The sequence below is a fragment of the Affinibrenneria salicis genome, assembly GCF_008710095.1.
Window position 1 is genome coordinate 99,237 of record NZ_VYKJ01000006.1, and the last position, 25,473, is coordinate 124,709.

General features: G+C 59.5%; 23 protein-coding genes. 7 read left to right on the top strand and 16 right to left on the bottom strand.

From position 1 onward, the window contains the following. Positions 1-240 precede the first annotated feature (240 nt). The 3 genes from dkgA to FJU30_RS13170 all read right to left on the bottom strand — a co-directional run bounded on the left by dkgA (position 241) and on the right by FJU30_RS13170 (position 3,134). Complete coding sequence (gene dkgA / locus FJU30_RS13160; RefSeq protein ID WP_150435433.1) at positions 241-1,068, bottom strand: 2,5-didehydrogluconate reductase DkgA; 828 nt, start codon at positions 1,066-1,068, stop codon at positions 241-243. 153 nt (positions 1,069-1,221) lie between these two features. Next, positions 1,222-2,391: an alcohol dehydrogenase gene (gene yqhD / locus FJU30_RS13165; RefSeq protein WP_150435434.1), complete on the bottom strand. Its 1,170-nt coding sequence runs from the start codon at positions 2,389-2,391 to the stop codon at positions 1,222-1,224. Between the two features lie 2 nt (positions 2,392-2,393). Continuing rightward, positions 2,394-3,134 (bottom strand): NADPH-dependent oxidoreductase, encoded by a 741-nt coding sequence (locus FJU30_RS13170; protein WP_150435435.1) that lies wholly within the window; start codon positions 3,132-3,134, stop codon positions 2,394-2,396. Between the two features lie 203 nt (positions 3,135-3,337). On the opposite strand from FJU30_RS13170, the gene FJU30_RS13175 reads away from it, so the two are divergent. Next, on the top strand, positions 3,338-4,255 hold the full coding sequence (locus FJU30_RS13175; RefSeq protein WP_150435436.1) for an AraC family transcriptional regulator: 918 nt from the start codon (positions 3,338-3,340) through the stop codon (positions 4,253-4,255). A 7-nt stretch (positions 4,256-4,262) separates the two neighbouring features. Here the strand turns inward: FJU30_RS13175 and FJU30_RS13180 are convergent, their stop codons facing one another. Next, positions 4,263-4,931 (bottom strand): DedA family protein, encoded by a 669-nt coding sequence (locus tag FJU30_RS13180; RefSeq protein WP_150435437.1) that lies wholly within the window; start codon positions 4,929-4,931, stop codon positions 4,263-4,265. 299 nt (positions 4,932-5,230) lie between these two features. After that, positions 5,231-6,427, bottom strand: coding sequence for a cystathionine beta-lyase (gene metC / locus FJU30_RS13185; RefSeq protein WP_150435438.1), 1,197 nt, complete (start codon positions 6,425-6,427; stop codon positions 5,231-5,233). A gap of 612 nt (positions 6,428-7,039) precedes the next feature. Between metC and exbB the strand changes: the two genes are divergently transcribed. Together exbB and exbD are read left to right on the top strand one after the other, a co-directional pair. Beyond that, positions 7,040-8,098 (top strand): tol-pal system-associated acyl-CoA thioesterase, encoded by a 1,059-nt coding sequence (gene exbB, locus FJU30_RS13190; RefSeq protein ID WP_223881577.1) that lies wholly within the window; start codon positions 7,040-7,042, stop codon positions 8,096-8,098. 3 nt (positions 8,099-8,101) lie between these two features. Then, complete coding sequence (gene exbD / locus FJU30_RS13195; protein ID WP_150435440.1) at positions 8,102-8,527, top strand: TonB system transport protein ExbD; 426 nt, start codon at positions 8,102-8,104, stop codon at positions 8,525-8,527. A gap of 22 nt (positions 8,528-8,549) precedes the next feature. Here the strand turns inward: exbD and FJU30_RS13200 are convergent, their stop codons facing one another. From FJU30_RS13200 to FJU30_RS13225, 6 genes are all read right to left on the bottom strand, one after another. After that, positions 8,550-9,569, bottom strand: coding sequence for a substrate-binding domain-containing protein (locus FJU30_RS13200; RefSeq protein ID WP_150435441.1), 1,020 nt, complete (start codon positions 9,567-9,569; stop codon positions 8,550-8,552). A gap of 31 nt (positions 9,570-9,600) precedes the next feature. Beyond that, a complete protein-coding gene (locus FJU30_RS13205) occupies positions 9,601-11,010 on the bottom strand; it encodes a sucrose-6-phosphate hydrolase (RefSeq protein ID WP_150435442.1) in 1,410 nt (469 codons plus the stop codon). Positions 11,011-11,016: 6 nt separating this feature from the next. Then, complete coding sequence (locus tag FJU30_RS13210; protein ID WP_150435443.1) at positions 11,017-12,387, bottom strand: sucrose-specific PTS transporter subunit IIBC; 1,371 nt, start codon at positions 12,385-12,387, stop codon at positions 11,017-11,019. Between the two features lie 269 nt (positions 12,388-12,656). Then, positions 12,657-14,213 carry a carbohydrate porin gene (locus tag FJU30_RS13215; RefSeq protein ID WP_150435619.1) on the bottom strand — a complete coding sequence of 519 codons (1,557 nt, stop codon included), beginning with the start codon at positions 14,211-14,213 and terminating at the stop codon, positions 12,657-12,659. 164 nt (positions 14,214-14,377) lie between these two features. After that, positions 14,378-15,331, bottom strand: a complete 954-nt coding sequence (locus FJU30_RS13220) for an aminoimidazole riboside kinase (protein ID WP_150435444.1) — start codon at positions 15,329-15,331, stop codon at positions 14,378-14,380. Between the two features lie 486 nt (positions 15,332-15,817). After that, complete coding sequence (locus FJU30_RS13225; RefSeq protein WP_150435445.1) at positions 15,818-16,318, bottom strand: HPP family protein; 501 nt, start codon at positions 16,316-16,318, stop codon at positions 15,818-15,820. A 78-nt stretch (positions 16,319-16,396) separates the two neighbouring features. Between FJU30_RS13225 and FJU30_RS13230 the strand changes: the two genes are divergently transcribed. From FJU30_RS13230 to FJU30_RS13240, 3 genes are read left to right on the top strand one after another with little or no spacing between them, the layout of a single operon-like run. Beyond that, positions 16,397-16,975, top strand: a complete 579-nt coding sequence (locus FJU30_RS13230) for a TetR/AcrR family transcriptional regulator (protein WP_150435446.1) — start codon at positions 16,397-16,399, stop codon at positions 16,973-16,975. A gap of 14 nt (positions 16,976-16,989) precedes the next feature. After that, a complete protein-coding gene (locus FJU30_RS13235; protein ID WP_150435447.1) occupies positions 16,990-17,478 on the top strand; it encodes a YhbP family protein in 489 nt (162 codons plus the stop codon). Beyond that, positions 17,471-18,109 (top strand): NAD(P)H-binding protein, encoded by a 639-nt coding sequence (locus FJU30_RS13240; protein ID WP_150435448.1) that lies wholly within the window; start codon positions 17,471-17,473, stop codon positions 18,107-18,109. Before FJU30_RS13235 ends, FJU30_RS13240 begins: the two co-directional genes overlap by 8 nt. Positions 18,110-18,196: 87 nt before the next feature. Here FJU30_RS13240 and nrdG read toward each other — a convergent pair whose 3' ends face one another. Together nrdG and nrdD are read right to left on the bottom strand one after the other, a co-directional pair. After that, the gene (gene nrdG / locus FJU30_RS13245; RefSeq protein WP_150435449.1) at positions 18,197-18,661 is read right to left on the bottom strand and encodes an anaerobic ribonucleoside-triphosphate reductase-activating protein; all 465 of its coding nucleotides are present in this window, start codon (positions 18,659-18,661) and stop codon (positions 18,197-18,199) included. A 140-nt stretch (positions 18,662-18,801) separates the two neighbouring features. Beyond that, positions 18,802-20,940, bottom strand: coding sequence for an anaerobic ribonucleoside-triphosphate reductase (nrdD, locus tag FJU30_RS13250; protein WP_150435450.1), 2,139 nt, complete (start codon positions 20,938-20,940; stop codon positions 18,802-18,804). 391 nt (positions 20,941-21,331) lie between these two features. Here nrdD and FJU30_RS13255 point away from each other — a divergent pair, with 391 nt between their 5' ends. Continuing rightward, a complete protein-coding gene (locus FJU30_RS13255; RefSeq protein WP_150435451.1) occupies positions 21,332-21,868 on the top strand; it encodes a metal-dependent hydrolase in 537 nt (178 codons plus the stop codon). Positions 21,869-21,893: 25 nt separating this feature from the next. Here the strand turns inward: FJU30_RS13255 and FJU30_RS13260 are convergent, their stop codons facing one another. The 3 genes from FJU30_RS13260 to FJU30_RS13270 all read right to left on the bottom strand — a co-directional run bounded on the left by FJU30_RS13260 (position 21,894) and on the right by FJU30_RS13270 (position 25,464). After that, on the bottom strand, positions 21,894-23,420 hold the full coding sequence (locus FJU30_RS13260) for an amino acid ABC transporter permease/ATP-binding protein (protein WP_150435452.1): 1,527 nt from the start codon (positions 23,418-23,420) through the stop codon (positions 21,894-21,896). Positions 23,421-23,474: 54 nt separating this feature from the next. Then, positions 23,475-24,293 (bottom strand): ABC transporter substrate-binding protein, encoded by an 819-nt coding sequence (locus tag FJU30_RS13265; protein WP_223881578.1) that lies wholly within the window; start codon positions 24,291-24,293, stop codon positions 23,475-23,477. 115 nt (positions 24,294-24,408) lie between these two features. Then, a complete protein-coding gene (locus FJU30_RS13270; RefSeq protein ID WP_150435453.1) occupies positions 24,409-25,464 on the bottom strand; it encodes an isopenicillin N synthase family dioxygenase in 1,056 nt (351 codons plus the stop codon). Positions 25,465-25,473 lie beyond the last annotated feature (9 nt).

Genomic DNA, 25,473 nt, shown 5'->3' on the forward strand with positions numbered 1-25,473 from the left:
ACCGTGTGAGGCGGGCGCGGCCAACTGAGCTGGCCGGCGCGATTTGACGCAGCCGGCCGCTTATTTTTGTTTTACGTTCGCTAAAGATAACCTTATTCCCTGGTGCCGGCGGCGAAAAGGTTCGCGCCAATGTATAAATACTGAATGAAAAACACAAACCCCTGCTGGCGCCTTTGTGATATGCATCGCTGAATCAGCGGCGATGCCGGGCGCGGTCTGCCGGCGTCGGCCTGACCAGGGTTAAAGATTCATCGTGTCCGGGTCCGGGCCAAGGCGTTTGTTGCTGTCCAGTTTGGCGATCTCGAGCCGTTCTTCTTTATCCAGCCTGAAATCGAAAACATTGAAATTTTCCCTGATGCGCGCCGGGGTGATCGACTTCGGAATGACCACCAGCCCGCTGTCCAGATGCCAGCGAATAATCACCTGCGCCGGGGTTTTCAGGTATTTTTCCGCCAGCCGGCGGATCAGCGGCTGGTCGAATACGCCGACGCCGCCTTGCGCCAGCGGACTCCAGGACTCAGTCTGAATATGGTGCGTTGCGTTCCACGCGTGCAACTGACGCTGCTGGAACAGCGGATGCAGCTCAATCTGATTAACCTGCGGCCATACGCCACTTTCCTCTTTCAGCCGCTGTAAATGGTGGGGATGAAAATTACTGACGCCGATACTGCGGATCAGCCCCTGCTGGCGCAGTTTTATCAGCTCGCGCCAGGCGTTGACGTATTCATCCTGCTGCGGCACCGGCCAGTGAATCAGATACAGGTCGATATAATCGAGCTTCAGCTTGCGCAGGCTTTCCTCCAGCGCCTTTTGCGGCGCACGGTGATCGCTGTTCCACAGTTTGGTGGTAATAAACAGCTCCTCGCGCGGCAGCGCGGCGGCGCGCAATGCGTTGCCGACGCCTTCCTCATTTTTATAAATCGCCGCCGTATCTATGGAACGGTAGCCGGTGCTCAGCGCTTCCGCTACGGCGCTTTCCGCCTCGGCATTGCTTACCTGCCAGACGCCGAGCCCCAACTGCGGCATCAGGTTGCCGTCACTGAGTTTGATGATGGATTGCGTTGTCATGCGTCTCTCCTGTGTTCATCAAATAACCGGCGCCCGGGACGGGGCCGGTTGTTCATGACCGGGGACCGTCCTGCCGTTCGTACTGTTAACGGGACGGTCCGTGATGCTTAATCCTGGTCGAAAAATCGCCAGGTTGCGAATCATGGCTGACGACTAGCTGTTGGCGGCGGCCTCGTAGATGCGCCGGCAATCCTGTAGCGTGATGTCCTGATGTTCGCCCAGCGCGGTGATGCCCTGCTGCTGTAACTTTTCGACCATGGCGGGAATGGTGCTGCCGTCCAGCTGGTAGTCGGCCATGCGGCTGGAGACGCCCATCCGGGCGAAAAACGCGCGCGTGGCGGCGATCGCGCCGTCGATACGCTGTTCTTCGTCGCCCTGATGCAGTTGCCAGACGCGATCGGCGTACTGCAGCAGTTTGTCGCGTTTCTGCGCTTTTTTAGCGTTCAGCAGCGCGGGTAAAATAATGGCCAGCGTTTGCGCGTGATCCAGACCGTGCAGCGCGGTCAGTTCGTGGCCGAGCATATGCGTGGACCAGTCCTGCGGCACGCCGGCGCCGATCAGGCCGTTCAGCGCCAGGCTGGCGCTCCACATTACGTTGGCGCGCACGTCGTAATTGGTCGGTTCGGCCAGCGCGCGCGGACCTTCTTCAATCAGCGTCAGCAGCAGGCCTTCGGCAAAACGGTCCTGTACTTTTGCGTTGACCGGATAGGTCAGATATTGTTCGAGGATATGCACAAATGCATCGACCACGCCGTTGGCGACCTGGCGCGCCGGCAGAGAGTAGGTCACCTCCGGATCCAGCACGGCGAAGCGCGGATAAACATGTGGCGAAGCGAACACGCGTTTATCGGCGGTGGCGTAACGGGTAATGACCGCCGTGGGGTTGGATTCCGAACCGGTCGCCGGCAGCGTCAGCACGGCGCCCATGGGTAGCGCGCGCTCAATATGTTTGCCGCGGGTGGTCAGGATTTCCCACGGTTCGCGTCCGGCCGGATATTGCGCGGCGGCGGCGATAAACTTCGTGCCGTCCAGCACCGAACCGCCGCCGACCGCCAGCAGAAAATCGATGTTTTCTCGCTGCACCAGCTCGACCGCTTTCATCAGCGTTTCGTAACCCGGATTGGGTTCGATACCGGAAAACTCCAGTACCTTACGGCCGGCCAGCGCCTGATGGACCTGCGCCAGAACGCCGTTGCGTTTGATACTGCCGCCGCCGTAGGTAATCAGGATGCGGGCATCGGCCGGGAGCGCGTTGTCCAGCTCGGCGATTTTCCCTTTGCCGAACAGGATTTTAGTCGGATTATACAGATCAAAATTTCGCATTATTATTTCTCCAGTTGGAATCCCTGCTGCAGAAGGGCGGGCAGTACATCGGGAAAATAGACATTTTGGTAGTAACTGGCGGTGTTGCTGCCCCACTCGCCGCCGTCCTGACGCCCGATTTGCCGCCAGTATTTCGACAGCGTTTGGTTATATTGCTCGATTGCCGCAGGCAGCGCCTGCGGGCGATAGACCTCATCGTGACGGAAGGTGACGAGGGGCAGGCGCGGTTTTTGCTGCGCAGGCCGATCGACATAGCCGAGGGTCAGGCCGACGACCGGGAATGTCAGTTCCGGCAACTGCAGCAGTTCGATCATCGCCTGCGGATTGCGGCGGATCCCGCCAATCGGCACAATGCCCAGACCAAAAGAGCGGGCCGCCGCAATCAGCGTGCCCAGCGCGATGCCGACATCGGTACAGCCCGACACCACGCTTTCCACGCTCTCGTGCGCGTGCTGTTCGCTGCCGCTGAGTTTGATGCCGACGGCGGTTTTATACATATCCAGCACCAGAGTGATAAAGACCGGCGCTTTGGCAATCCACGACTGGCCGCCGGCCAGCTCCGCGATGCGGGCGCGTTTCTCCGCGTCGCGCACCACGACCAGCGATACCTGCTGCGAATTGACGGAGGTTGGCGTCAGATGCGCGGCGTCGATAATGGCGGACAAGACATCGTCGGATATCGGTTTATCGAGATAGCTACGTTCGCTACGGTGTGACGTGAACAGCTCAATGATTTTATTCATAGATATTGCCTTGATGAAAAGAGTGCGGGGAGACGGCGAGCGCTTCCCGCGCCGAAAGATTTCTACCCGATTATTGTCGGCGCGAGGTAGCCTGAACTCAATGCTTATTTCTGTAGCAGTCTTGCCTGTTTCTACAATAAAATGTAGAAAACAGGGATTTTATTGCCAAATTATTGTCATTTATTTTTATTGTGGTGAAAAAGATGAGTAATGCATCGCTCGCTCCGCGCACGCAAATGGCCCGTCAGGCGGCGCGCTTTGCCGGGGATAGCTGCGTCACGCCTTCTCCCGTCGCCGGGGTGAAGATCCTCTATGCCGATTGGCACCAGCCGCGTCGGCCGGTGATGTATGACCCCTGCATGGTCATCATCTTTCAGGGCCATAAGGTCGGCTATCTGGGCGAAAAGGTATTCTGCTACGACCCGCGCAACTATCTGCTGATGACGGTATCGCTGCCCTTTGAATGCGAAACGTTCGCCAGCACGGCGTCTCCGCTGGTCGGTTTGTCGATTGCTCTGGATCTTCAGACGCTGCAGGATCTGTTGATCAATATCGGCGATGATGATGCGTCAGACAAACTGCGAGCCGAACGATGCGGCGTAAACAGCGTGGCGTTAAACGATCGTTTGCTCGGCGCCACCGCTCGCCTGCTGGACGCGATGGAGAGCCCGCGCGACGCGCGCGTTCTCGGTCCGCAGATTGTGCGAGAGATTCTTTATTACGCGCTGTGCGACAAAGGGGGAGGGGCGTTGCAGGCGCTGGTCAACCGGCACAGCCACTTCAGCCAGATTGCCCGCGCGCTGCGCCGCATCGAAAACCAGTACGCGGTCAATCTGGACGTCGGTTCGCTGGCGCGCGAGGTGAATATGAGCGTGTCGGCCTTTCATCATCATTTTAAGGCGGTGACCGGCACCTCGCCGCTGCAGTATCTGAAATCATACCGGCTGCATAAGGCGCGACTGATGATGGCGCATGACGGCCTGAAGGCCAGCGCGGCGGCGGTGCGGGTCGGCTATGAAAGCCCGTCGCAGTTTAGCCGGGAGTTTAAGCGCTATTTCGGCGCCACGCCGGGCGATGAGACCGCCCGGCTGCGCAGTACGCGTTATAGACTGGAGGGATAGCCGGCGCTTATTTGCAGGCGGCCGTCGGGTGTTTTTTCTTCCACAACAGAACGAGCATACCGATCAGTCCGCTGAGCAACAGGACGATCGGCAGCAGAATCAGGCCGGTCATCACCTGGTCCTCGTAACGTTTGACCAGCGGGATGTGGCTCAGCGCATAGCCCAGCGTGACGATGCCGAACACCCACAGGAAAGCGCTCAACCAGTTGAAGACCTGAAAGCGAGTGTTGTTCAGGCCGGAAATGCCGGCGATGGTCGGCATCAGCGTGCGGACAAAGGCGAGGAAGCGGCCTATCAGCAGCGCCACCAGCCCGTGACGATGAAACAGATGCCATGCGCGCTGGTGATAGTGCGCCGGCAGGTGCAACAGCCAGCGCTTGACCAGACGCGTATTGCCCAGCCAGCGTCCCTGCAGATAGCTAAACCAGCAACCCAGGCTGGCGGCGACGGTCAGCAATAGCATGGTGGGGATAAAACTCATTACGCCTTTGGCGATCATCGCGCCGGTGAGCAGCAGCAGGCTGTCGCCCGGTAAAAAAGCGGCGGGAAGTAAACCGTTTTCCAGAAACAGCGTGGTAAATAAGATACCGTAAATCACCCAGATGACTTTAGGGTCGGCTAACGCACTGAAATCCTGTTGCCACAGCGCCTGAATAATTTCATGTAGGACACTCATATTGCTTCCTGTTGTGCATTGTCCGCAAAAGAATCGGTACCGGCAGAGGCAGTAAGCGGGTACGGGACAAGTCAGGGTAAAGAGACAATCATGCCGTAATGCCGGGCGGTATCGGGCGCGGACGGCCGGGTTTGCGCGCGGGATAAAACCTTATTGGGGCCGTTATCCCGCAGGTTCGCCTGCCGCCCGCCCGTGCGGGAAACCCATGCACGAGCATTACGTTTTTTTCATCGTTATTATTGTGCCTATCATACACGTTTTAGCCGCCGTCGGCGCAGAGAAATCGCGGCGCCGGCTGATTATCGCGCTTGCGCGATACGCTGAAAACCCGCCTCCAGATCTTCGAGCAGATCGTCCACATCTTCCAGACCAATATGCAGGCGCACCAGGGTGCCGGTAAAGTCAACGCCGCTGGCCGGACGCAGTGCAGCCAGCTCTTCCGGCTGGTTGGCCAGAATCAGCGATTCAAAGCCGCCCCAGGAGTAGGCCATACTGAAATGGGCGAAATTATCCAGGTAGTGGGCCAGTTGGGGTCTGGTCAATTTTTCTTTCAGGACGAAGGAGAACAGGCCGCTGCAGCCGCTGAAGTCGCGTTGCCAGAACGCATGGCCTTTGCACTCCGGCAGCGCCGGATGGTTGACCCGTTCGACTTCCGGCCGGGCGGACAGCCAGCGCGCGATGCGAATACTGCTTTCCTGATGCTGTTTGAGCCGGACGCCCAGCGTACGCAGACCGCGGCTGGCCATGTAGGCGGTATCGGCATCGGCCATTTGGCCCATCAGATAGGAGTGCTCGCGCAGCTGGTCCCAGCAGCGCTGATTGGCGACCGCGCTGCCCATCATGCCGTCGGAGTGGCCGATAATATATTTGGTGATGGACTGAATAGAAATGTCGATATCGAACGCCAGCGCCTTAAACAGGACGCCCGCCGCCCAGGTATTATCGATCATGATGACGATTTCCGGGTTAACGCGCCGCACCGCCTGCACAATCGCCGGGATATCGTGTACTTCCATCGTGATGGAGCCGGGCGACTCGAGAAACACGACCTTAGTGTTAGGCTGAATAAGCGAAGCGATATCCGCGCCGGCCAACGGGTTGAACCAACGGGTTGCCACGCCCATCTTTTTCAGCACGTGCTGACAGAAGCCCTGAGTCGGCTCATAGGCGTTTTCCGTCACCAGAATATGGTCGCCGGCGGAGACAAACGACAGTATCGCATTGGCGATAGCCGCAGTGCCGCAAGGGTAAAGCGCGCAGCCCGCGCCGCCTTCCAGTTCGGTCATCGCATCCTGGAACGCGAAGTGGGTCAGCGTGCCGCGGCGGCCATAAAATAGCGCGCCTTTCGCCCGATCGATCGTCGCCCGCTTTTTCTCTTCGACGCTGTCGAATACCAGGGAAGAGGCTCGCTGGATCACCGGGTTGACCGAACCCTGGGTGTATCGTTTTTTCCGTCCCGCGCTGACATAAGCCGTCGCCGTTTTTTTTGCTGTCATACCCTGTCTCACCTTACTCTTTATCTTCGGACCGTCGCCGACCCGCTTTATGCTCTGAATACCGTGGGTTATACGGTACCACGATGTGCCGCGGCTGGGGATGGCTTTTGCGCAGGCGAATATAAAGCCGCGCGGCGATTTTTTAACCTGAACGCGGGGGTGATTGTGTGATCTGGCGCAATTATGCCCTTAACTATGATCGATGACATGGTGGCGGCGTTATTTGTCAGGGTAGGGTAGCGAATATGCCCGCCGGTCCGGGCCGGTATAGGGCCAGAGCACGGCGGAGCGAGCGGATTGCGGTTTATTATTAGTGAACAAATAATAATGATAACCACTATCAATTCGCTCAGGGTTTGATATTATTTCAGGCTGATTTATGCCCAATCTATTTCAGGGGGCGGTAAGACGGCCACGGCGGGAATTGCGCGCGTCTAGAGGTCGAGCTGGCCGGGGCGATGACGCCGGCGGGAGCAGCCTGAACGCTGCCTGGCGTGGCCCCGCGGGGGCAGCTCGGGGAAGGGCGGAGCATGTCGACAGGTCAGCGCGCCGGCAACCTGAAAGATGACGGGGATATGCATCAATAGTGTTCATTTATGGTGGAGGCACAGCGTGAGAGCGGCTGTCAATAAACGTATTCAGCAGGTATCGCCTGCCTGGTTTAAACATGTGGGTGGCTTGCGCCCGTTATTTATCAGTCCGCTGGCTGCGCTGGTGCTGGTAACCGGACTCAGCACCGCCGCCGTTGCCGCACCCGCATCGGTGCCGCCGGCGAGTGCAGGCGCCGGCGAGCCGGCTGTGCAGACGGCGCCGGCCGCACCCGTCGGACAACAACCCGCCGCGCCGGGTGAGCCCGCGCCGACGCCTCTCGCCGCCGGACCGGAGCAGGCGGGCGCGCCGCTTTCTCCGCTCACCCTGCCGCAGAGCGCGGGTCCGCAGGCGAAAGATTTGATGCGCGTCGATCTCTCCGTCTGGGGCATGTATCAGCACGCGGATGTGGTGGTCAAAACGGTAATGATCGGCCTGCTGCTGGCTTCCGTGGTGACATGGGCTCTGTTCTTCAGCAAGAGCGTCAATCTGCTGAGCGCCAGACGCCGTTTGCGCCGTGAATATCAGGAGCTGGAGCAGGTTAAAAACCTGGATGAGGCCGCGGATACGGCGGCGACGTTTAAAGGCAACAGCGTCAGCGCTCGCCTGCTGCAGGATGCACGCGACGAGCTTGAACTCTCTTCCCGCTCCGACGACAACAACGGCATTAAAGAACGTACGGCCTTCCGCCTTGAGCGTCGCGTGGCGGCGACCGGGCGTAAAATGAGCAACGGCAACGGCTATCTGGCCACTATCGGCGCGGTGGCGCCGTTTGTCGGGTTGTTCGGCACCGTCTGGGGCATCATGAACAGCTTTATCGGCATCGCGCAGACGCAAACGACCAATCTGGCCGTGGTGGCGCCGGGTATCGCCGAAGCGCTGCTGGCGACCGCGATTGGCCTGGTGGCGGCGATTCCCGCAGTGGTGATCTATAACCTGTTCGCCCGCCAGATCGCCGGTTATAAAGCGATCGTCAGCGATGTCGCCGCGCAGATTCTGTTGCTGCAGAGCCGCGACCTCGACGTGGCGGCCAGTGAAGAAAACAGAAGTACGTCTGGCGCGCAAAAACTGCGGGTGGGATAAGCTATGGCCATGCATTTGAATGACGATGTGAACGATGACGGCGAAATGCACGATATCAACGTGACGCCGTTTATCGACGTCATGCTGGTGCTGCTGATCATCTTTATGGTTGCGGCGCCGCTGGCGACGGTAGATATCCGCGTTGACTTACCGGCGGCCTCATCGACTCCGCAGCCGCGGCCGGAGAAACCGGTATTTCTGACGGTTAAGGCGGACGGGCAGCTGTATGTCGGCGAGCAGATGGTCAGCGAACCGGTGCTGGTGCAGGCGCTGGACGAGCAGACCAGCAGCAATAAAGAGACCACCATCTTCTTCCAGGCGGATAAGAGCGTGGACTACGAAACCGTGATGCAGGTTATGGATACGCTGCGCCGGGCCGGCTATCTCAAGGTGGGTCTGGTTGGCGTGGAAAAAGCGGCGGCGCACTAACCGCCGCGCGTCTCATCCTGACTCACGCCCGTGAGTCAGGATGGCGCCAGTGAATATAGGTGGGCAGATACAGCTTATCCTGCGCCAGTGTGCGCTCTTCAATCAATGTGGTAATCATCTCAAAACTACTGCGCGCCAGCCCTTCGCTGTCCTGGGCGACGGTGTCGATTTTCAGCGGCAGGCAATCAAACAGGTAGTGATCGTCGAAGCTGCACAGCCGTAGATCGCTGTTCATCAGGTTGTGCTGGCTCAGGTAGCGCAGTACCCCTTCCAGCAGGCCGCAGGCGGCGGTAAACAGCGCTTTGGGCGGCCGGCCAAGACGCGCGCACAGCTGGGCGAACATTTCATAGCCCGCGCTGTAGTGATAATTGCCGTGGATGATCCAGTCCGGGCGGCACTCGATGCCGGCTCGCTCCAGACCCAGCTGGAAACCCGCCAGCCGGTCGCGCGTCGGAGAGATGCGCGCCTGGCCGCCGATGAAATAAAATTCATCGCCGTGCTGACGCGCCACCTTTTCCACCAGCGTGGCGGTGGATTCGATCGATTCGGTCACCACCAGCGGCAGCGGGGAGTCGCCGATAATGCGGTCGAACTGCACCACCGGCAATTGCTGGTTAATCTTGCGGTATTCCACATCGGTCAACATGCTGGACGCTACGATCAGGCCATCGACCTGGCGCTGGATCAGGCTGTTGACCGCCATCATTTCCTGACTGGGGTTTTCATCGGTACAGGCGATCAACAATTGGAGCCCGACCTCGCGGCACAGGGTTTCCAGCTCGCGGGAAATCACGGCGAAGCCATAGTTGGTCATTTCCGGCACGACCAGACCCACCGTGTGGCTACGGGACGAGCGTAGTGAGCGGGCATGAATGCTGGGCTGATATCGCTGTTGCTGGGCCAGCGCGAGGATACGGTCGCGGGTTTCGTCGGACACGCGAAACTCTTTGCTGCGACCGTTAAGCACCAGACTGGCGGTGGATTTCGACACGCCAGCCATTTTTGCAATATCAGTAATGGTAATGCGCTTGCTTTGTTTCACCGCGACGTCTGTGTAGTCAGGAAAGGGGACGTCATTCTATCACGCATGCGTCTAACAACCAGTGCCGCAGCATGAGTTGTCCGACGCCGCTCAGGACGGCGACCGGCTCGCCGGACGGGAAGTAGCGCGAGGACATGACCGCCTGGCCGTCATTGATGAAGACCTCAATGCTGGAGCTGTCGCACAAGATTTGCAACTGCTGCAGCGCGCCGCGCCAGTAGCGATGCTCCGCCTCGCCGGTGCGCAGGTTACGGCGGCTGAGCGTCAGCCGTTCGCCGTCCCAGTCCAGCGTCAGCGCATCGGCGAACGTGATATTGAACGCACCCTGCGGCGCAATTTGCAGCTCGGCGCTGCCGACGGCCAGGCGCGGCGCATCCGCGGCCGCTCCCCGCCACTCGCTGGCGTTCTGCCGCAACTGCTGCAGTTCGCGCGCCGGGCGCTGATACAGCAGGCCGTCCTGCAGCGACAGTTCGCGCGGGCAGGTCATGGTATGAATCCAGCCGTTGGCGACGGTCGGCTGCAGCAGTTCATCCTGATCCGGAATACCCATCCAGCCGTACAGTAAACGCCGGCCGTCTTCGCTCTGCGTAGTCTGCGGCGCATAGAATTCAAAGCCGAGATCCAGTTCGTTAAAGTCCTGATGCTGATAGCATCCGGTCTGATAATTAAGCGTGCCGAGGAAATAGCCGGCCTGGAAGGTGTTGAGATAACGTTCTCCCTCGGCAGCCAGTCCCTGCGGACAACAAATGAGGACATCCTTGTCGTCCAGACCAAACAGGTCCGGACATTCCCACATATAGCCGAAATCGCCAAGGCCGCCCAAACGCGAGCCGGCGATTTCTCCAACCTGATGCCACTGGCGGAGATCGGCGGAGCGATACAGCAGGACTTTGCCCTGCTTCTCCAGATCCTGCGCGGCCAGCACCATGTACCAGTTACCGTCGTGACGCCACACTTTCGGGTCACGCACGTGGCCGGTATAGCCTGCCGGCAGCGTCAGAACCGGGCCGAGTTTTTCATATTCGCCGTCGTCGTTGGCGCGCGCCAGGCACTGATTCGCCGTACGCGAACCGTCGTCGTATTTTACGTTGCCGGTGTAGATCAGCGTGATGACGCCGTTGTCATCCACCGCCGAACCAGAGTAGCAGCCATGCGTTTCATAGCTTTCGGCCGGTACCAGCGCGACGGGCTCATGCCGCCAGTGCAGCAGATCGGCGGAACTCCAGTGCCCCCAGAACTTCGCTCCGTGGGCACAGGCGAACGGATTCCACTGATAGAACAGATGGTAACGCCCCTGATGATGAATAAAACCGTTAGGATCGTTCATCAACCCGACGTTGGGCGCCAGGTGCCAGTGAGGACGATAGTCGTCTTTTGCGGCACGATTCTGGCCTGACATCAGGGCGTGTGCCATACGTTTTAATAAGTGGATTTCCGTCATAATGGTTTATTCACCGTCCGTTTTATATTTCAGCAGGAAGGAGATAATAAAGGCGCCGAAAAAGGCGATTACCATACCGATAATATAGTTAAGCAGCGTACCTTGCACGGCGATAGCCATACCGGGAACGCCGGTCAGCCCAACGGCCGTCATCGCGACATGGTTGGCAACCACCCAGGCGCCGCCCAGCGCGCCGCCGATCAGCGCCGCGATAAACGGTTTCATAAAGCGCAGGTTAATCCCGAAGATCGCCGCTTCCGTGATGCCCAGCAGGCAGGAGAAGGAAGAAGGAATAACGATCGATTTCAGCTTAACATCGCGGGTTTTGAAGTAGACCGCCAGGCAAGCGCCGCCCTGAGCAATGTTGGCCATCGCCCAGATCGGCAGCAGGAAGTTAACGCCGATGTTGGGGTTGCCCAGCAGGCCCGCCTCAATAGCGTGGAAGCTGTGATGGATACCGGTGATGACGATTACGGAGTAAAGACCGCCGAACAGCAGACCCGCCAGCCAGCCGGCGTGGGTGATCAGCGTGCTCAGAACTAAAGAGATGCCGTCGCCGAGGAAACGTCCCGCCGGGCCGATGAACAGCAGAGCGACAAAGCCGGAGATAATAACCGTCAGGAACGGCGTCAGGATCAGGTCCAGCGAATTGGGAACGACTTTACGCAGATTCTTTTCCAGCAGGCTCATGAACCAGACGGCCAGCAATACCGGGAACACGGTGCCCTGATAGCCAATCATCGCCACATTCATGCCAAAGAAATCCATGGTCTGGAAACCGCCGGCGACGCCCCAGGCATTGGTTAACGCCGGGTGAGTCAGGATGCCGCCGAGCGTGGCGCCGAGATAGGGATTACCGCCGAATTCACGCGCGGAGGTAAAGCCGATCAGGATAGGCAGAATAATAAACGCGGCGGAGCTGAACATATCCAGCATGATGAACAGCGCGCTGCCGGCATCGACCCAGCCGTAGGTTTTGACCATGCCCAGCAGGCCCATCAGCAAACCTGACGCCACGATAGCGGGAATAATCGGCACGAAAATATTGGAGAGCAGACGCGCCAGTCGCTGCAGCGGATTCAGCTTTTTGGCCGCGATATTGGCCGCTTCCGATTTGCTGGATTCGTTGATGCCTGCCGCGCGGATAAAGGCGGCATGCACTTTATTAACCAACCCGGTGCCGAAAATAATCTGCACCTGGCCGGCGTTATTAAAGCAGCCTTTCACGCCGTCCAGTTTTTCGATAGCGGCCTTGTCGGCCAGGCTATCGTCGGTTAGCACCAGTCGCAGACGGGTAGCGCAGTGTGCCGCGCTGGCGATATTTTCCTTTCCTCCCAGAAGGGGAAGTAACGCGTTTGCTGTGGCGTTAATGTCCATGGTATTCCTCTATGTGATAAATCAGGTACGCACATATCCTTTTCATCTTTCAGGCTACAGGCGTGTTGGTTGCCAGATGATCGACCCGGTCCATCCATGGACTTTGCCCCTGCGGTTGCGCAGTCGCCGCAAGCCGCGTTTCCGCGGCCGGCGGGTTCGACCGGCGTCCGGGGGATTCGATCAGTTGCCGCCTGCCTGCAGCCTGAAGACTGTCAGATATCGCTGTGCCGGACACCCGCAGCGGGCGCCGGCGCAGCACATGCTCAAAATCAGAACCAGGTTTCCATCTGTACGCCGAAGTTCCATTCGCCGCCGGCGGTAAAGCCGCTGGCGCCGAAGGCATCATTGGTGGCGTAGTTATCCAGACGTTTGTCCCAGTCCATCCAGGTGGCGAACACGCGCACTTCGGGACGGCTAAAGAAGTTGGCGATATCGCCCACTTTAAACGTCGGTGCGAATGTCAGCTTATAGAATCCACCGCTTACGTGATTAAGGTTGCGGGTCTGACCATTAACGGTATAGGCGTAACCGCGCGGATCGAGATCCATATACTGGTAGCTGCCTTCGTAGGCCAAAGCGAAGTTTTCGGTAATTTCCTGAATGAAACGGGCGTTAAAGGTGATCCAGTCGTAGCGGTCTCCTTTGACATACCGATCTTTACTGCTCTGCGCCAGGATTGACGGCGCGAAGCTCCAGCTATCGTTAAGCGATGTAGTGCCGTAGGTCGCCAGACGCCAGGTGCTGGCGTCGTCGGTCAGATTACCGTCGGAGCCGATGCTTTTCACTTCCGCGCCAAGACCGTGCCCGTAGAGCAACGCGGTTTTGGACGTGCCGTCGCGCAGGCCGTAGAAGCTGTCGCCGTGCCAGGCGGCCATGGCGTGGAAGCCGGTATCGCCCGCGTTGGTATTGGTCACGTTGCTCGCGCTGTTGCGGCCTTCATTCTGACGGGCGTCGTTGTCTTTGGCGCTCAGCCCGCTCAGCATGAACTGGAAGGGACCGACGAAGTTGTTGGCGGTCAGAACGTAGTTCTGTATCTGATCGTCGCCCAACTCTGTAATGTCGCCCAGACTGCGGCCGTACAGCGAGAAGTTGCTCTTGAAGTTATCCGACCATTTCACGTCGTAGATACCGCCGCCGGTGCCGGCGAGGAACACGACGTCGGAATCGATCCAGTGAATGTCGAAGTTATCGCGGTCGAAACGCTTACCGGCCCAGATGGTGGTGTCTTTCAGCGGGCCGGTGAAGCTCGGCAGCGAACCCAGTTCGGCAAAGACTTCGCGTACGTTCAGATCGCTGCTGTCGGCGGTCCAGTCGTTATAGCTGCGCTGCCCGTCGGCCATCATCACTTTGAAGCGGGTGGTGGCGCCGTTATCCAGCTTCTGTTTGTGCTCCAGCTTCATTTCGACGTAGGTATCGTCTTCATTGCCCAGACGACCGACGTGCCCGCCGGTGCTGCCCGCCGGCGTCATCCCGGGGCCGATATCGGCCAGGGAACCTCGCGGCGAACCGTTGGTCGACAGGCCGGAACGGGCGTAGCCGTGGAATTCGAAGCCGTTCGCCACTTTGTCCTGGCTGGCCAGGTCGCTGGTGCGTTTAGCCACTTCCTGCGTTTTTTGTTCCGTCTGCGTGGTGCGTGCGGCCAACTGTTGCGTCTGTTTCTCTGCGGCGTCGGCACGCGCCTCCGCCTGCGCCGCGCGTTGCTCGGCCTGCTGCAGGCGTTTTTCCATCGCGTTCAGACGCGCTTCGAGGCTGTCTGTGGTCGTCGCCGCCATTGCGGAGCCGGAGAGCACAAGTCCTATTGTTACGGCAAGATAGCTAAGTTTCATCATCGTCTTATTCTCGTCAGAAGTATGGTTGTTACTTTTTTGCTAAATAGCTAAACCGATTTTTCTGGCGAGGTTAAGGGTGAATGCCATGGGTTAGCAAGCTATTTTGCTAACCCGATTCAGTATCTGTGATCCTGTTTGCAAAACAGGCGGTTATCGGGCTATTACTGGCGAACGGTATCGCCAGAAGACACCGGACCCGCGCTCTGCAATTGACGCGCAAAGGGCAGCGCCGTCATGGCGCCTTTGGCCGTGGTGGCCAGCGCGCCGCAGTGTTGAGCCTGATCGATAATCGCCGACCAGCTGGTATGCTGGGCCAGATCGTCATAGCGGGACAGACCGGCCAGCAGACCGGCCACGAAGGCGTCGCCGGCGCCTGTGGTGTCCACCGGCGAGACGCGGATGGACGGGAAGTGTTGTAGCTGACGGCGGTCGTGCAGCCAGACGCCTTCCGCGCCCAGAGTGACCAGCAGCAGTTTGACCGGATAACGCTGCATAAACAGCTCAATCCCTTCTTCCGGCGTATCCGTCGCGGTGAGGAACGACAGCTCTTCGCGCGACAGTTTTACAACATCGGCCTGCATCAGCGCCTGGTCGAGACACTCTCTCAACTGCTGCGGGCTGTCCCACAGATCTTCGCGGATATTGGGATCGAAACTGACCCAACCATGAGCCGCTTTAATCTGTTGCATCGCCAGCAGCGCGGTGCTGCGCGACGGTTCCTGGGACAGCGCGATAGAGCACAGATGCAGCCATTCGCCGCGGCTAAAGGTCGGAAGGTCTTCCGGCTGCAGGAACAAATCGGCGCTGGGTTTAACCATAAAGGTAAAGGTACGTTCACCTTCGTCGTCCAGGCTAACCAGTACGGTCGAGGTCCGGTGTTGCTTATCGGCAACCATGTGTTCAACATTCACCTGCTCAAGGCGCAGGACGTCCTGCAGAAAATTGCCGAAATCATCGGTGCCTACGCGACCGATAAATCCGCTGTTTCCGCCCAGACGGGCGACGCCGACCGCCACATTCGCGGGTGCGCCGCCTGGACATTTGAGATAACACATTGAACCTTCAGGGATAAGGTCAACAACCGCATCGCCCATAACCCAAACACGATTTGCCATAACCGACTCTTAATTTCAGATGGAGTGAAAAGATCCTGCTAAAATAGAAGAAACGGTTTAGCAGTGCAACCCATTCGCTTAATATGTCTGCGTTATGCCGCAAAAAAAGTCCTCCGTTGTAGTCATTACGCCATTTTTATGTCTTGCCCGGCCCCCCCGTCTTCTCCATTGCGAACGCGCAAAAGTAATCCAAACGTGATTTTTTGTTTAGCCAGTGACGATAGGAGATTTATCGCCGGCGAGCAGCGTATTGTTATACTTTTTGGCGCGGCTGCAGCCGAATATATCGGCGGCCGGCGGTAAAAAGGACGACGAGAAAGATGGGCGGACGGCGGCGAGAGATGCGCTGTTTGCGCCGTGTAATAACGATGCCGCCGCGCATGGGGCGCGCCAATAATACGGTGCCGGGCGACTCACCGCTGCGTGAGTCGTCCTTCGCTTCAGCCGGGGCGGCTTCGGCGGCCTGCGCGATGTTTCGTATCCCCCTCACCACCAGTAGCGCGGATAGCTGCCCCGGCGCTGCAGGTTATTGATGCCCCAGGCCAGCAGAACCACTACCAGCGAACCGAGCAGAACCGGCGAAACGAGAAAGCTGACGGATGAGTGCGCGACGATGACGACCAGCGGGTCGGCGCCGGCCGGAGCGTGCACGCAACGGGCAAGCTGCATGGCGGCTAACGCCAGACCGGTTGCCAGCGCGCAGACCAGCCAGCTATCGCCGAACAGCGCGCCGGCAAGCAGCCCGACCGCGGTGGCGATCAGGTGACCGCCGATAATGGCGCGCGGCTGCGCCAGCGGCGAGTCCGGCAGGCCGAAAGCCAGCACGCAGCTGGCGCCGAAGGGCGCCATTAGCCAGGGCGCGCCGGAGATGTGGCTGAGCCAGCCGGTCAGGCCGATTGCCGCCACGGTGCCTAAAAAGGAAAGGGCGATAAAGCGCGGCGTCGGTGCGGACGGCGCCGCAGACTGAAGATAACGCGATCTGAACATAATGGGTGCTCCTGGTGATGGGGGATGTGTGTTAGTATACCGATCTGTTTCCCTGTGTAAACCGATCGGTATACTTTGATGAACAAAGAGAATATGACGGAAAAGATTGTGTCCGCGGCGCTGGCGTTGTTTTATGAACAGGGATTCCACGCCACAGGGGTGGATTTGCTGAGTCAGCAGGCGGGGGTGACGAAGAAAACGCTCTACCGCTATTTTGCCGGTAAAGATGAGTTGATTGGCGCGGCGCTGGCGCTGCGCCACCGCCAGTTTATGCAACAGATGCGCGCCTTTGTGGAGGCGCGCCAGACCGGGCGCCGTCCGCTGGAATACATTGAATTTATTATCTCCTGGGCGCAGGAACGCGATTTCCACGGCTGCGCGTTTATTAACGCGACGGCGGAGTACGGGCAACAAACGAACGCGATCCATCGGCAGGCGGCGGATCATAAACACGCGGTGCTTGCTCAATTAAGCCAGTGGTGCGCGGACGCTGGCGTGGCCCAGCCGCCAGCGCTGGCTCGTTCTCTGTTTCTGATCGGCGAAGGGACGATCGTCGCCAGTCAGACGCAGGGCCCGGATGAAGCGGCTTTCGCTGCCGCCCGGCAGATGGCGCAGCAACTGTGGCAGGCGGCGCGAACGGACGGTGAAACACGATAACGGCAGGGTCGGGCATGCCGTTTCTCACGGGAGAAGAGGGTGTGGATAATGAACAGGCGCTGTACGCCATCTCGGCCTACCTGAAGAAACAGCACGTACTGACGCTGTGTTGCGCGACACAGGCCGATCTGTGGTGCGCCAACTGCTTCTATGTGTACGACGAGCAGCAGGTGGCGTTTTATCTGATGAGCGAACCGCATACCCGCCACGGCGCGTTGATGGCGCAAAACCAGCGGGTGGCGGGAACCGTCAACGGTCAGCCGAAAAGCGTTTTGCGGATTAAAGGCGTGCAGTACGGCGGTGCGATAACCTTAATGCCGGAGGCGGAAGCGCAGGCGGCCCGAACGCGTTATTGCGCGCGTTTCCCGGTCGCGCGCGCGGCGAAGACGCCGGTTTGGCGGCTTCGGCTGGATGAGCTGAAAATGACCGACAATACGCTGGGCTTCGGCAAGAAATTGCTCTGGCGGCGCGAGCCGGAGAGTAAGGGGAATACTCATGAGTAAAGTACTGTTGCTGGGCGCGAGCGGGCTGATCGGCGGCGAACTGCTCTCGCTGCTGCTGGCCGATGCGCGCGTCAGTGCGCTATATGCGCCCACCCGTTCGCCGCTGGCGCCGGCGGCAAAGCTGAGTAATCCGCAGCATCCGGACCTGGCGGTGGCGCTGGCGATGCTGAGCGAACCGCTTGATATCGTGTTCTGCTGTCTGGGCACTACCCGCAAAGCCGCCGGCAGTCGGCAGGCGTTTCGCCATGTCGACTATACGCTGGTGGTGGAAAGCGCGCTGGCGGCGAGGCGTCTCGGCGCGCAGCATTTGCTGGTGGTCAGCGCGCTGGGCGCCAGTCCGCGCTCGCTCTTTTTCTATTCTCGGGTAAAAGGCGAGATGGAACAGGCTCTGCGCGCTCAGGCATGGCCGCATCTGACGCTGGCGCGTCCCTCGCTTCTGTTGGGTGTGCGCCGAACGCCGCGGCCGATGGAAAGCGGGTCGGCTTGTTTGTTCAGACATTTGCCCGGCAAATGGCGGGCGATCGACGGGGAAGATGTGGCGCACGCGCTGTTAAGCCAGGCGTTTAGCCGCAACTTACCGGCCGTACAGGTGCTGGAGGCGGATCGGCTGCGTCAACTGGCGGCCGGTTAAACGCCCGGCGCCGGGGGCTGGCGCTGGCTGGTTTGGCCGCGCCGCGCTGGTTTCGCGAGATATCCGCTCGCGCAACTCAAGCGCCTGTCAACGCAGATGGTGGATGACCTGGTTGCTGCTGCCGCGCCAGATTAATGCCGGATCTTTGAGCGCCTCGACGAATTTGCCGTCCACCAGTACGTTGATCAGATCGACGACCTCGCGCTGCCGCGGGCTAAGTTCGTCGATAATGTAGCCGGTCCACAGCCAGATATCCTTGCCCGGACATTCGGCGCGCACCCGCTGCGCCAGCCGCAGGATATCTGGCACGTTTTGCGGATGCAGCGGGTCGCCGCCGGACAGCGTCAGCCCCTGGCGCGGAATGCGGGTATCCTGCAGGTCGGCGATGATGCGGTCTTCCAGCGCCGGAGTAAACGGCTGGCCGGAATTGAGTCGCCAGGTGCTTTTGTTATAGCAGCCAGGGCACTGATGCACGCAGCCCGAGACGAACAGCGTGCAGCGCGTGCCCGGACCGTTGACGACATCAATCGGGTAATACTGGTGATAATTCATAGCGCCTTAGTGTTGTAGAGCGGGCCGGGCGTCCATGAGCCGGCCTGAAGCAAGGGTAACGTCCCGCCGGCGGAGCGCTAACCGGCGTCACCGGCCGCCGCGCGGGCGATAATGCGGATGCGCGGCGGCCGGTCCGGCCGTCAGCCCAATTGACCGTTGGACAGATGTTTCACCCGGCGTTTAACTTCTTCCTGTTTGCCGGCGTTGAACGGACGCGCGTCCGGGCTGCCCAGATAGCCGCATACGCGCCGCGTCACCGAAACCCGGGTGGAGTCGTGGTTGCCGCATTTGGGGCAGGTGAAGCCTTTACTGGTGCACTCGAATTCGCCGGTAAAGCCGCATTCGTAGCACTCATCGATCGGGGTGTTGGTGCCGTAATAGGGCACCCGGCTGTAGCTGTAATCCCAGACGTCTTCCAGCGCTTTCAGGTTGTGCTGCAGGTTCGGGTATTCGCCGTAGCAGATGAAGCCGCCGTTCGCCAGCGGCGGATAAGGGGCTTCGAAATCCAGTTTTTCGTACGGATTGACCTTTTTCTCCACATCGAGGTGGAAACTGTTGGTGTAGTAGCCCTTATCGGTCACGCCCGGCACCACGCCGAACTCCGCGGTATCCAGCCGGCAGAAACGGTCGCACAGGTTCTCGCTCGGCGTGCTGTACAGGCTGAAGCCATAGCCGGTTTCTTCTTTCCAGCGATCGGTGGCGGCTTTCAGATGCGCCACAATCTCGACCGCTTTTTCCCGCAGGGCGTCGTCGTCGAACAGATGTCTTTCGGTGCCGTACAGCGCGTTAATGGTCTCGTGTACGCCGATATAGCCCAGCGAGATGGAGGCGCGACCGTTTTTAAAGATGGATGCGATATCGTCGTCCGGTTTCAGGCGCACGCCGCAGGCGCCTTCCATGTACAGGATCGGCGCCACCCGCGCCTTGACGCTTTCCAGACGGGCGATGCGGGTCATCAGCGCTTTTTTAGTCAACGCCAGACGTTTATCGAGCAGCGACCAGAAACGCTCTTCGCTGCCGCTGGCTTCCAGCGCGATGCGCGGCAGGTTAAGGCTGATCACGCCGAGGTTATTGCGCCCGTCATGGATCTGCTCGCCGTTCTCTTCATAGACGCCCAGGAAACTGCGGCAGCCCATCGGCGTTTTAAACGAACCGGTGACTTTAACCACCTGGTCGTAGTTGAGAATATCGGGATACATCCGCTTACTGGCGCACTCCAGCGCCAGCTGCTTGATATCGTAGTTCGGATCGCCCGCGCGGTGGTTGAGTCCGTCGCGGATGGCGAACACCAGTTTCGGGAACACCGCGGTTTTGCTGTTTTTGCCGAGGCCGGCGATACGGTTGCGCAGGATCGACTGCTGGATCAGACGCGAGGCCCACGAAGTGCCCAGGCCGAAGCCGAAGGTGACGAACGGCGTCTGGCCGTTGGCGGTATGCAGGGTGTTCACCTCATATTCCAGCGACTGGAACGCGTCGTAGCACTCTTTTTCCGTGCGCGAGGTGGCGTAGCCTTCGGCATCCGGGATCTGCCATTCGGCGGCGGTAGCCTTGTGTTTTTCATAGCTGGCCATCACGAACGGCGCCAGCACCTCATCAATACGGTTGATGGTGGTGCCGCCATAGATATGGCTGGCCACCTGCGCGATGATCTGCGCGGTGACCGCGGTGGCGGTCGAGATGGAGCGGGGCGGCTCGATCTCGGCGTTGCCCATCTTGAACCCCTGCGTCAGCATGCCTTTCAGATCGATCAGCATGCAGTTGAACATCGGGAAGAACGGCGAGTAGTCGAGATCGTGATAGTGAATCTCGCCGCGTTCATGCGCCAGCACCACGTCGCGCGGCAGGATATACTGTCTGGCGTAGTGGCGGGAAACGATCCCCGCCAGCAGATCGCGCTGGGTCGGGATCACCTTGCTGTCTTTATTGGCGTTTTCATTCAGCAACGCCATATTGCTCTGCTCGACCAGACCGCGAATCTCCTGGTTGAGGCGGCCGTGGCGCTCGCGCGCCACATCGCGGTCATGGCGATATTCGATATAGGTTCTGGCCAGTTGCTTATAGTTGCCGGCCATCAGCAGATTTTCCACCGCATTTTGAATTTCGCGGATATCCACGCACGCTTTATCCTGCATTTGTTGTGCGACCGCGTGGGCGACCGTGGCGCAGTAATCGCTGTCTTCCACTTTGGCGGCCAGGGCGGCGCGCTCGACGGCCTCTTTGATGCGTTGTTCATCAAAAGGTACCTTGCAACCGTCTCGCTTAATCACAACTGGTTTCACGTGCGCGCTCTCCTGATTTGAGTTATCCACAGGGAAAATCCGCCTGCCGTCTGGCCTGCGGGGGGTGTGGATGATTTTGTGGATAAATACTATATATTGTGCTTATCAATATAATAGACACTATATGTAGATTTTGGTGCATAGATAAAAGCGATTTTCTTGACTTAAGACAAAGATTTTTTACCTTCGTAGATTCGCTATACAGACCGTTTCTCAGCCGACTGAATTAACTTGTTGATTAATCGCGGGATAGCTAAAAACGGCCGGTTTGGCGGCAAGTTGTGACGACGATCACAATAAAATTTCGGACAACGCCTCTCTGCGACGACGTTAAAAATCCCACATACTATGGTCACGCTTCGTCGTCTCTTTTCGAAAGGATATATCAGGGATGCCCACTATCGTTACTCATGCCGCGGTGCCGCTTTGTCTGGGCTTAGGGCTGGGCCGTAAGGCGATTCCGCCGCGCCTGCTGCTGGCCGGCATCGCTTTTTCCATGTTGCCGGATGTGGACGTGTTGTCCTTTAAGCTCGGTGTGAATTACGGCAATATTTTAGGCCATCGCGGTTTTACCCACTCACTGCTGTTTGCCGTCGCGTTGCCCACGCTGGCGCTGCTCTGTCATCGTTTCTTTCGCACCGGGCTGCTGCGTATCTGGTGTTTTCTGACCGTGTCGTTGCTTTCGCACAGCCTGCTGGATTCGATCACGACCGGCGGCCGCGGCGTCGCCTGGCTGTGGCCGTGGGAAAACACCCGCTTCTTTGCGCCGTGGCAGGTGATTAAGGTGGCGCCCTTCAGCCTCGCGCGCTACGACACGCCCTATGGGCATGCGGTTATTGCGTCGGAATTGCTGTGGGTATGGCTGCCGGGACTGGTGCTGGTATTGCTATTGCGCTGGCTGCGCGAGAAAGGGATGCTCAACGTCTGACGGCGCGGCGCGCCGTCTCCGGTTATCAACTTTTGCCCATAAATTCGCGCAGCCGCCGCCAGTGCGGCGTGTCCTGCGGCGCGTTCAGCAACGACGCCGGCGGCGCGTCCGCGATAATACGGCCGTTTTCCATCATCACAATACGGTCGGAAATCGACAGCGCGAAGTCCATTTCGTGGGTGACGATCAGCATGGTCATACCTTCGCGCGCCAGATCCTGAATCACTTTCAGCACCTCTTCCACCAGCTCCGGATCCAGCGCCGAGGTCGGTTCATCAAACAGCATAATCTCCGGCCGCAGCGCCAGCGCGCGAGCAATCGCCACCCGCTGCTGCTGACCGCCGGACAGCTGGTGAGGATATTTGCCGGCGTGCGCCAGCAGCCCCACGCGGTCGAGCAGCGTCAGCGCCTGCTGACGGTTGTTTGCCGCTTCGGCGGGCCGGCGGTGGTAAGCCGGCGCCAGCATGACGTTTTGCAGTACGGTCAGATGCGGAAACAGATTGAAATTCTGGAATACCATGCCGATGCGCTGGATGCCCTCGCGCAGCCGCCGCCGATCCTGGGCCGCCTCCGCGCGAATATAGCTTTCGCCGTCCAGAATAATTTCGCCGTCGTTAATGGCCTCCAGTCCGTTGATGGTGCGGATGAGCGTCGTTTTGCCCGATCCCGACGGGCCGATCAGGCTGATCACCTCGCCGGCGCGCACCTGCAGCGAGACGCCCTTCAGGATCTGATGCTCGCCATAGGATTTATGCACGTTCATTAACTGCAGAACCGGCGGCGTGCCGGCACCGCGTTGCGGCGCGGGACTCAGCGGCGCGGCGATCAACGTCGCGCGCAGCCGGCGACAGGCCGCCTCGTCCAGTCCCTCGGGCTTGCGCGCGGGAATATCCAGCCGGTATTCCAGATAGCGAAACAGCCAGCCAAACAGCGTCACGATCAGCACATAATAGACCGCCACCGCCAGCAGGGTTTCCAGCACCAGAAAGTTCTGGGCATACAGCCGCTGCCCGGTGAGCAACAATTCCGGCAGTGAAATCACCGACACCAGCGAGCTGAGCTTAATCACGGTCACGTACTCGTTAATCAGCGTGGGCAGCGCGATGCGCAGCGCCTGCGGGATGACGATTAAGCGCTGGATGGCGAAAAAACCGATGCTCAGGGCGTAGCCCGCCTCGCGCTGTCCTTTGGCGACCGACAGCAGACCGCCGCGATGAATTTCCGCCATGTAGGCGGCTTCGGTCACCACCAGTCCGACAAGGCCGGCGATAAAGGGAATGCCGAGAAGCGGGCCGGTCAGCGGGAACAGCTGCGGCAGGTTATAGACAAACACCAGCAGCACCAGCAGCGGCACGCTGCGGAAAAACCAGATATACAGCGCGGCCGGATAACGCGCCCAGCGGGAAGCGGACAGTCGGGCGCAGGCGAGGATAAACCCCAGCACCAGACCGATGCCCCAGCCCAGCGTGCTCAGGATGACCACCGTCAGACTGGCGCGCCAGAAAGCCCCGAGGGTAAAAAGTGAAAAAAAATAGTCCCAGTCCAGATTCATGCCGACCTCATCTTGCAGCGACGGATGGCCGGACTGCGCCGGCCACGGGGAAGATTACTCGGCGGGCACCGGCTCAAGCTGATATTTTTCCAGCAGCGCCTGGTACTGCCCGTTGGCGCGCAGCGTCGTCATGGCCTGTTTGATCGCCGAGAGCAGTTGATCGTTGCCTTTCTTCACGTAGATGCCCAGCGTTTGCGGATAGATCAGCGTGCTGGACGTCACGATGATGCGCCCTTTGGTGCGTTGCGCGAACATGTGCGCGGCGCCGGCGATTTCCATCTGCACCTGTACGTTTTTCGACATCAGCGCCTGCGAGACTTCCGGCGCGCTCGGGAATTCCTGTACGACGATCGGCGCTTTACCGGCCGGCCGGCAATCTGTATCGGACAGCGTTTTCAGCATGCCGACCCAGACCGTCCCCTGCTGCAGTCCCACTTTTAAGCCGCACAGATCCTGCTCCGTTTGCGGTTTAACCGGACTGTCCTGGGTCACCATAATGGCGGCGCCGGTGCGGGCGTAAGGAATGGCGTCCGCCTGCTTTTGCCGTTCGGGGGTGATGTACATACCGGAAATCACGGCATCGAACTTACCGGCGCTCAGACCGAGGATCAGACCGGTGAAGCGGGTATCAATAAACACCGCTTTGGCCTGCATCTGTTCGGCCAGCAGGTGCGAGAATTCCGGGTCGGAACCGACCACCTTATCGCCGTCATAGGATTCGAACGGCGGATAGCTGATCTCCATCCCCACTTTAAACTGGCCCGGGGTGAGCAACTGGGCGGCGGCGGGCAGAGACAGGGCGCCCGCCATCAGCGACAGCGCCGCGCCGAGACAGCGACGGCGCAGGCGGGGAGAAAACGTGTTGATCGACATGGTATGCTCCTGGTCATGGGTGAAAAATTAATCAGCATTGCAGACCATTGACAACGCGCCGCGTCGCGGCATGCGCTCGTGCAGCGCAGCCCTGCCGGCGACGTTGTCAGCAATCTCAGCGTTTTTGTTTTTTGAAATGGCCGAAACTGGCGACGCCGCGGGCGTGCTGCGGCAGATGCAGTTCGCCGGCGGCGACCCGTTCGCGCAGATAGCGGTAGGTTTGCAGCGCCTGGCTGTACATATGTTCGCCGATGGTCAGCGCCTGATAGTTCTGACCGCCGTCCGCCTGCTGAAATTGCGGCAGCGGTTTGATCTGCGTGTGGTAGTCGCAGGCATAGAACAGCGGGAAGGAGTAACGCTCCTGGCTTACTTTACGCACGCGATGCGCGGTGGCGACAAAGGCGCCGGCGCTCATGACCTCCAGCATGTCGCCGATGTTGACCACAAACGCTTCTTCGCCCTGTTCGATTTTGGGCGGCGCATCGATCCAGTCGCCGTTTTCGTTCATCACTTCCAGTCCTTCCCGATCGGCCAGCAGCAGCGTGAAGCACTCGTAATCGGTGTGCGCGCCGATGCCGGGCGCGTCCTGCGCTTCGGCGTCGAACGGATAGTGGATCATGCGCAGTTTGGACGGCGGGCAGGTGACCATGCCGTCGAAATGGCCTTCATCCAGCCCGAGCGCCAGCGCGAAGGCGCCGAACAGTCGGCGGCCGAGCGCGAAAACGGCGTCGTAATAGGCCAGTACGGCGGCGCGGAAGCCCGGCAGTTCGGGCCACTCGTTGGCGCCGATGAGCGGCGTACCGGCCAGCACCAGCGGGTGATCGGCGGGCGCCTGAAAACCGATATCGAACGCTTCTTTATGGTCGGGTTTGCCGCTGCCGTAAATCTCTTCGCCTTCCGGCACGTAGCCTTTGTGGCTGCGTGAAGCGCCGATGTAGTAACGCATTTTTTCTTCCATCGGCAGCGCGAACAGAGCCTTGGCCGCCTGACGCAGGCCGTCGATCAGCGCCGGGGTAACGCCGTGGCCGGTAATGTAGAAAAAACCGACTTCGCGCGCGGCCTGGCCGAGCTTTTGCGCCACCGCGCCGCGCCGGGCGGCATCGGCGCAAAACAGATCGGCGATATCAATGACCGGCAGGGCGGTGAACGGAACGGACGGTGTTGCGGGCATAGGGCGTCT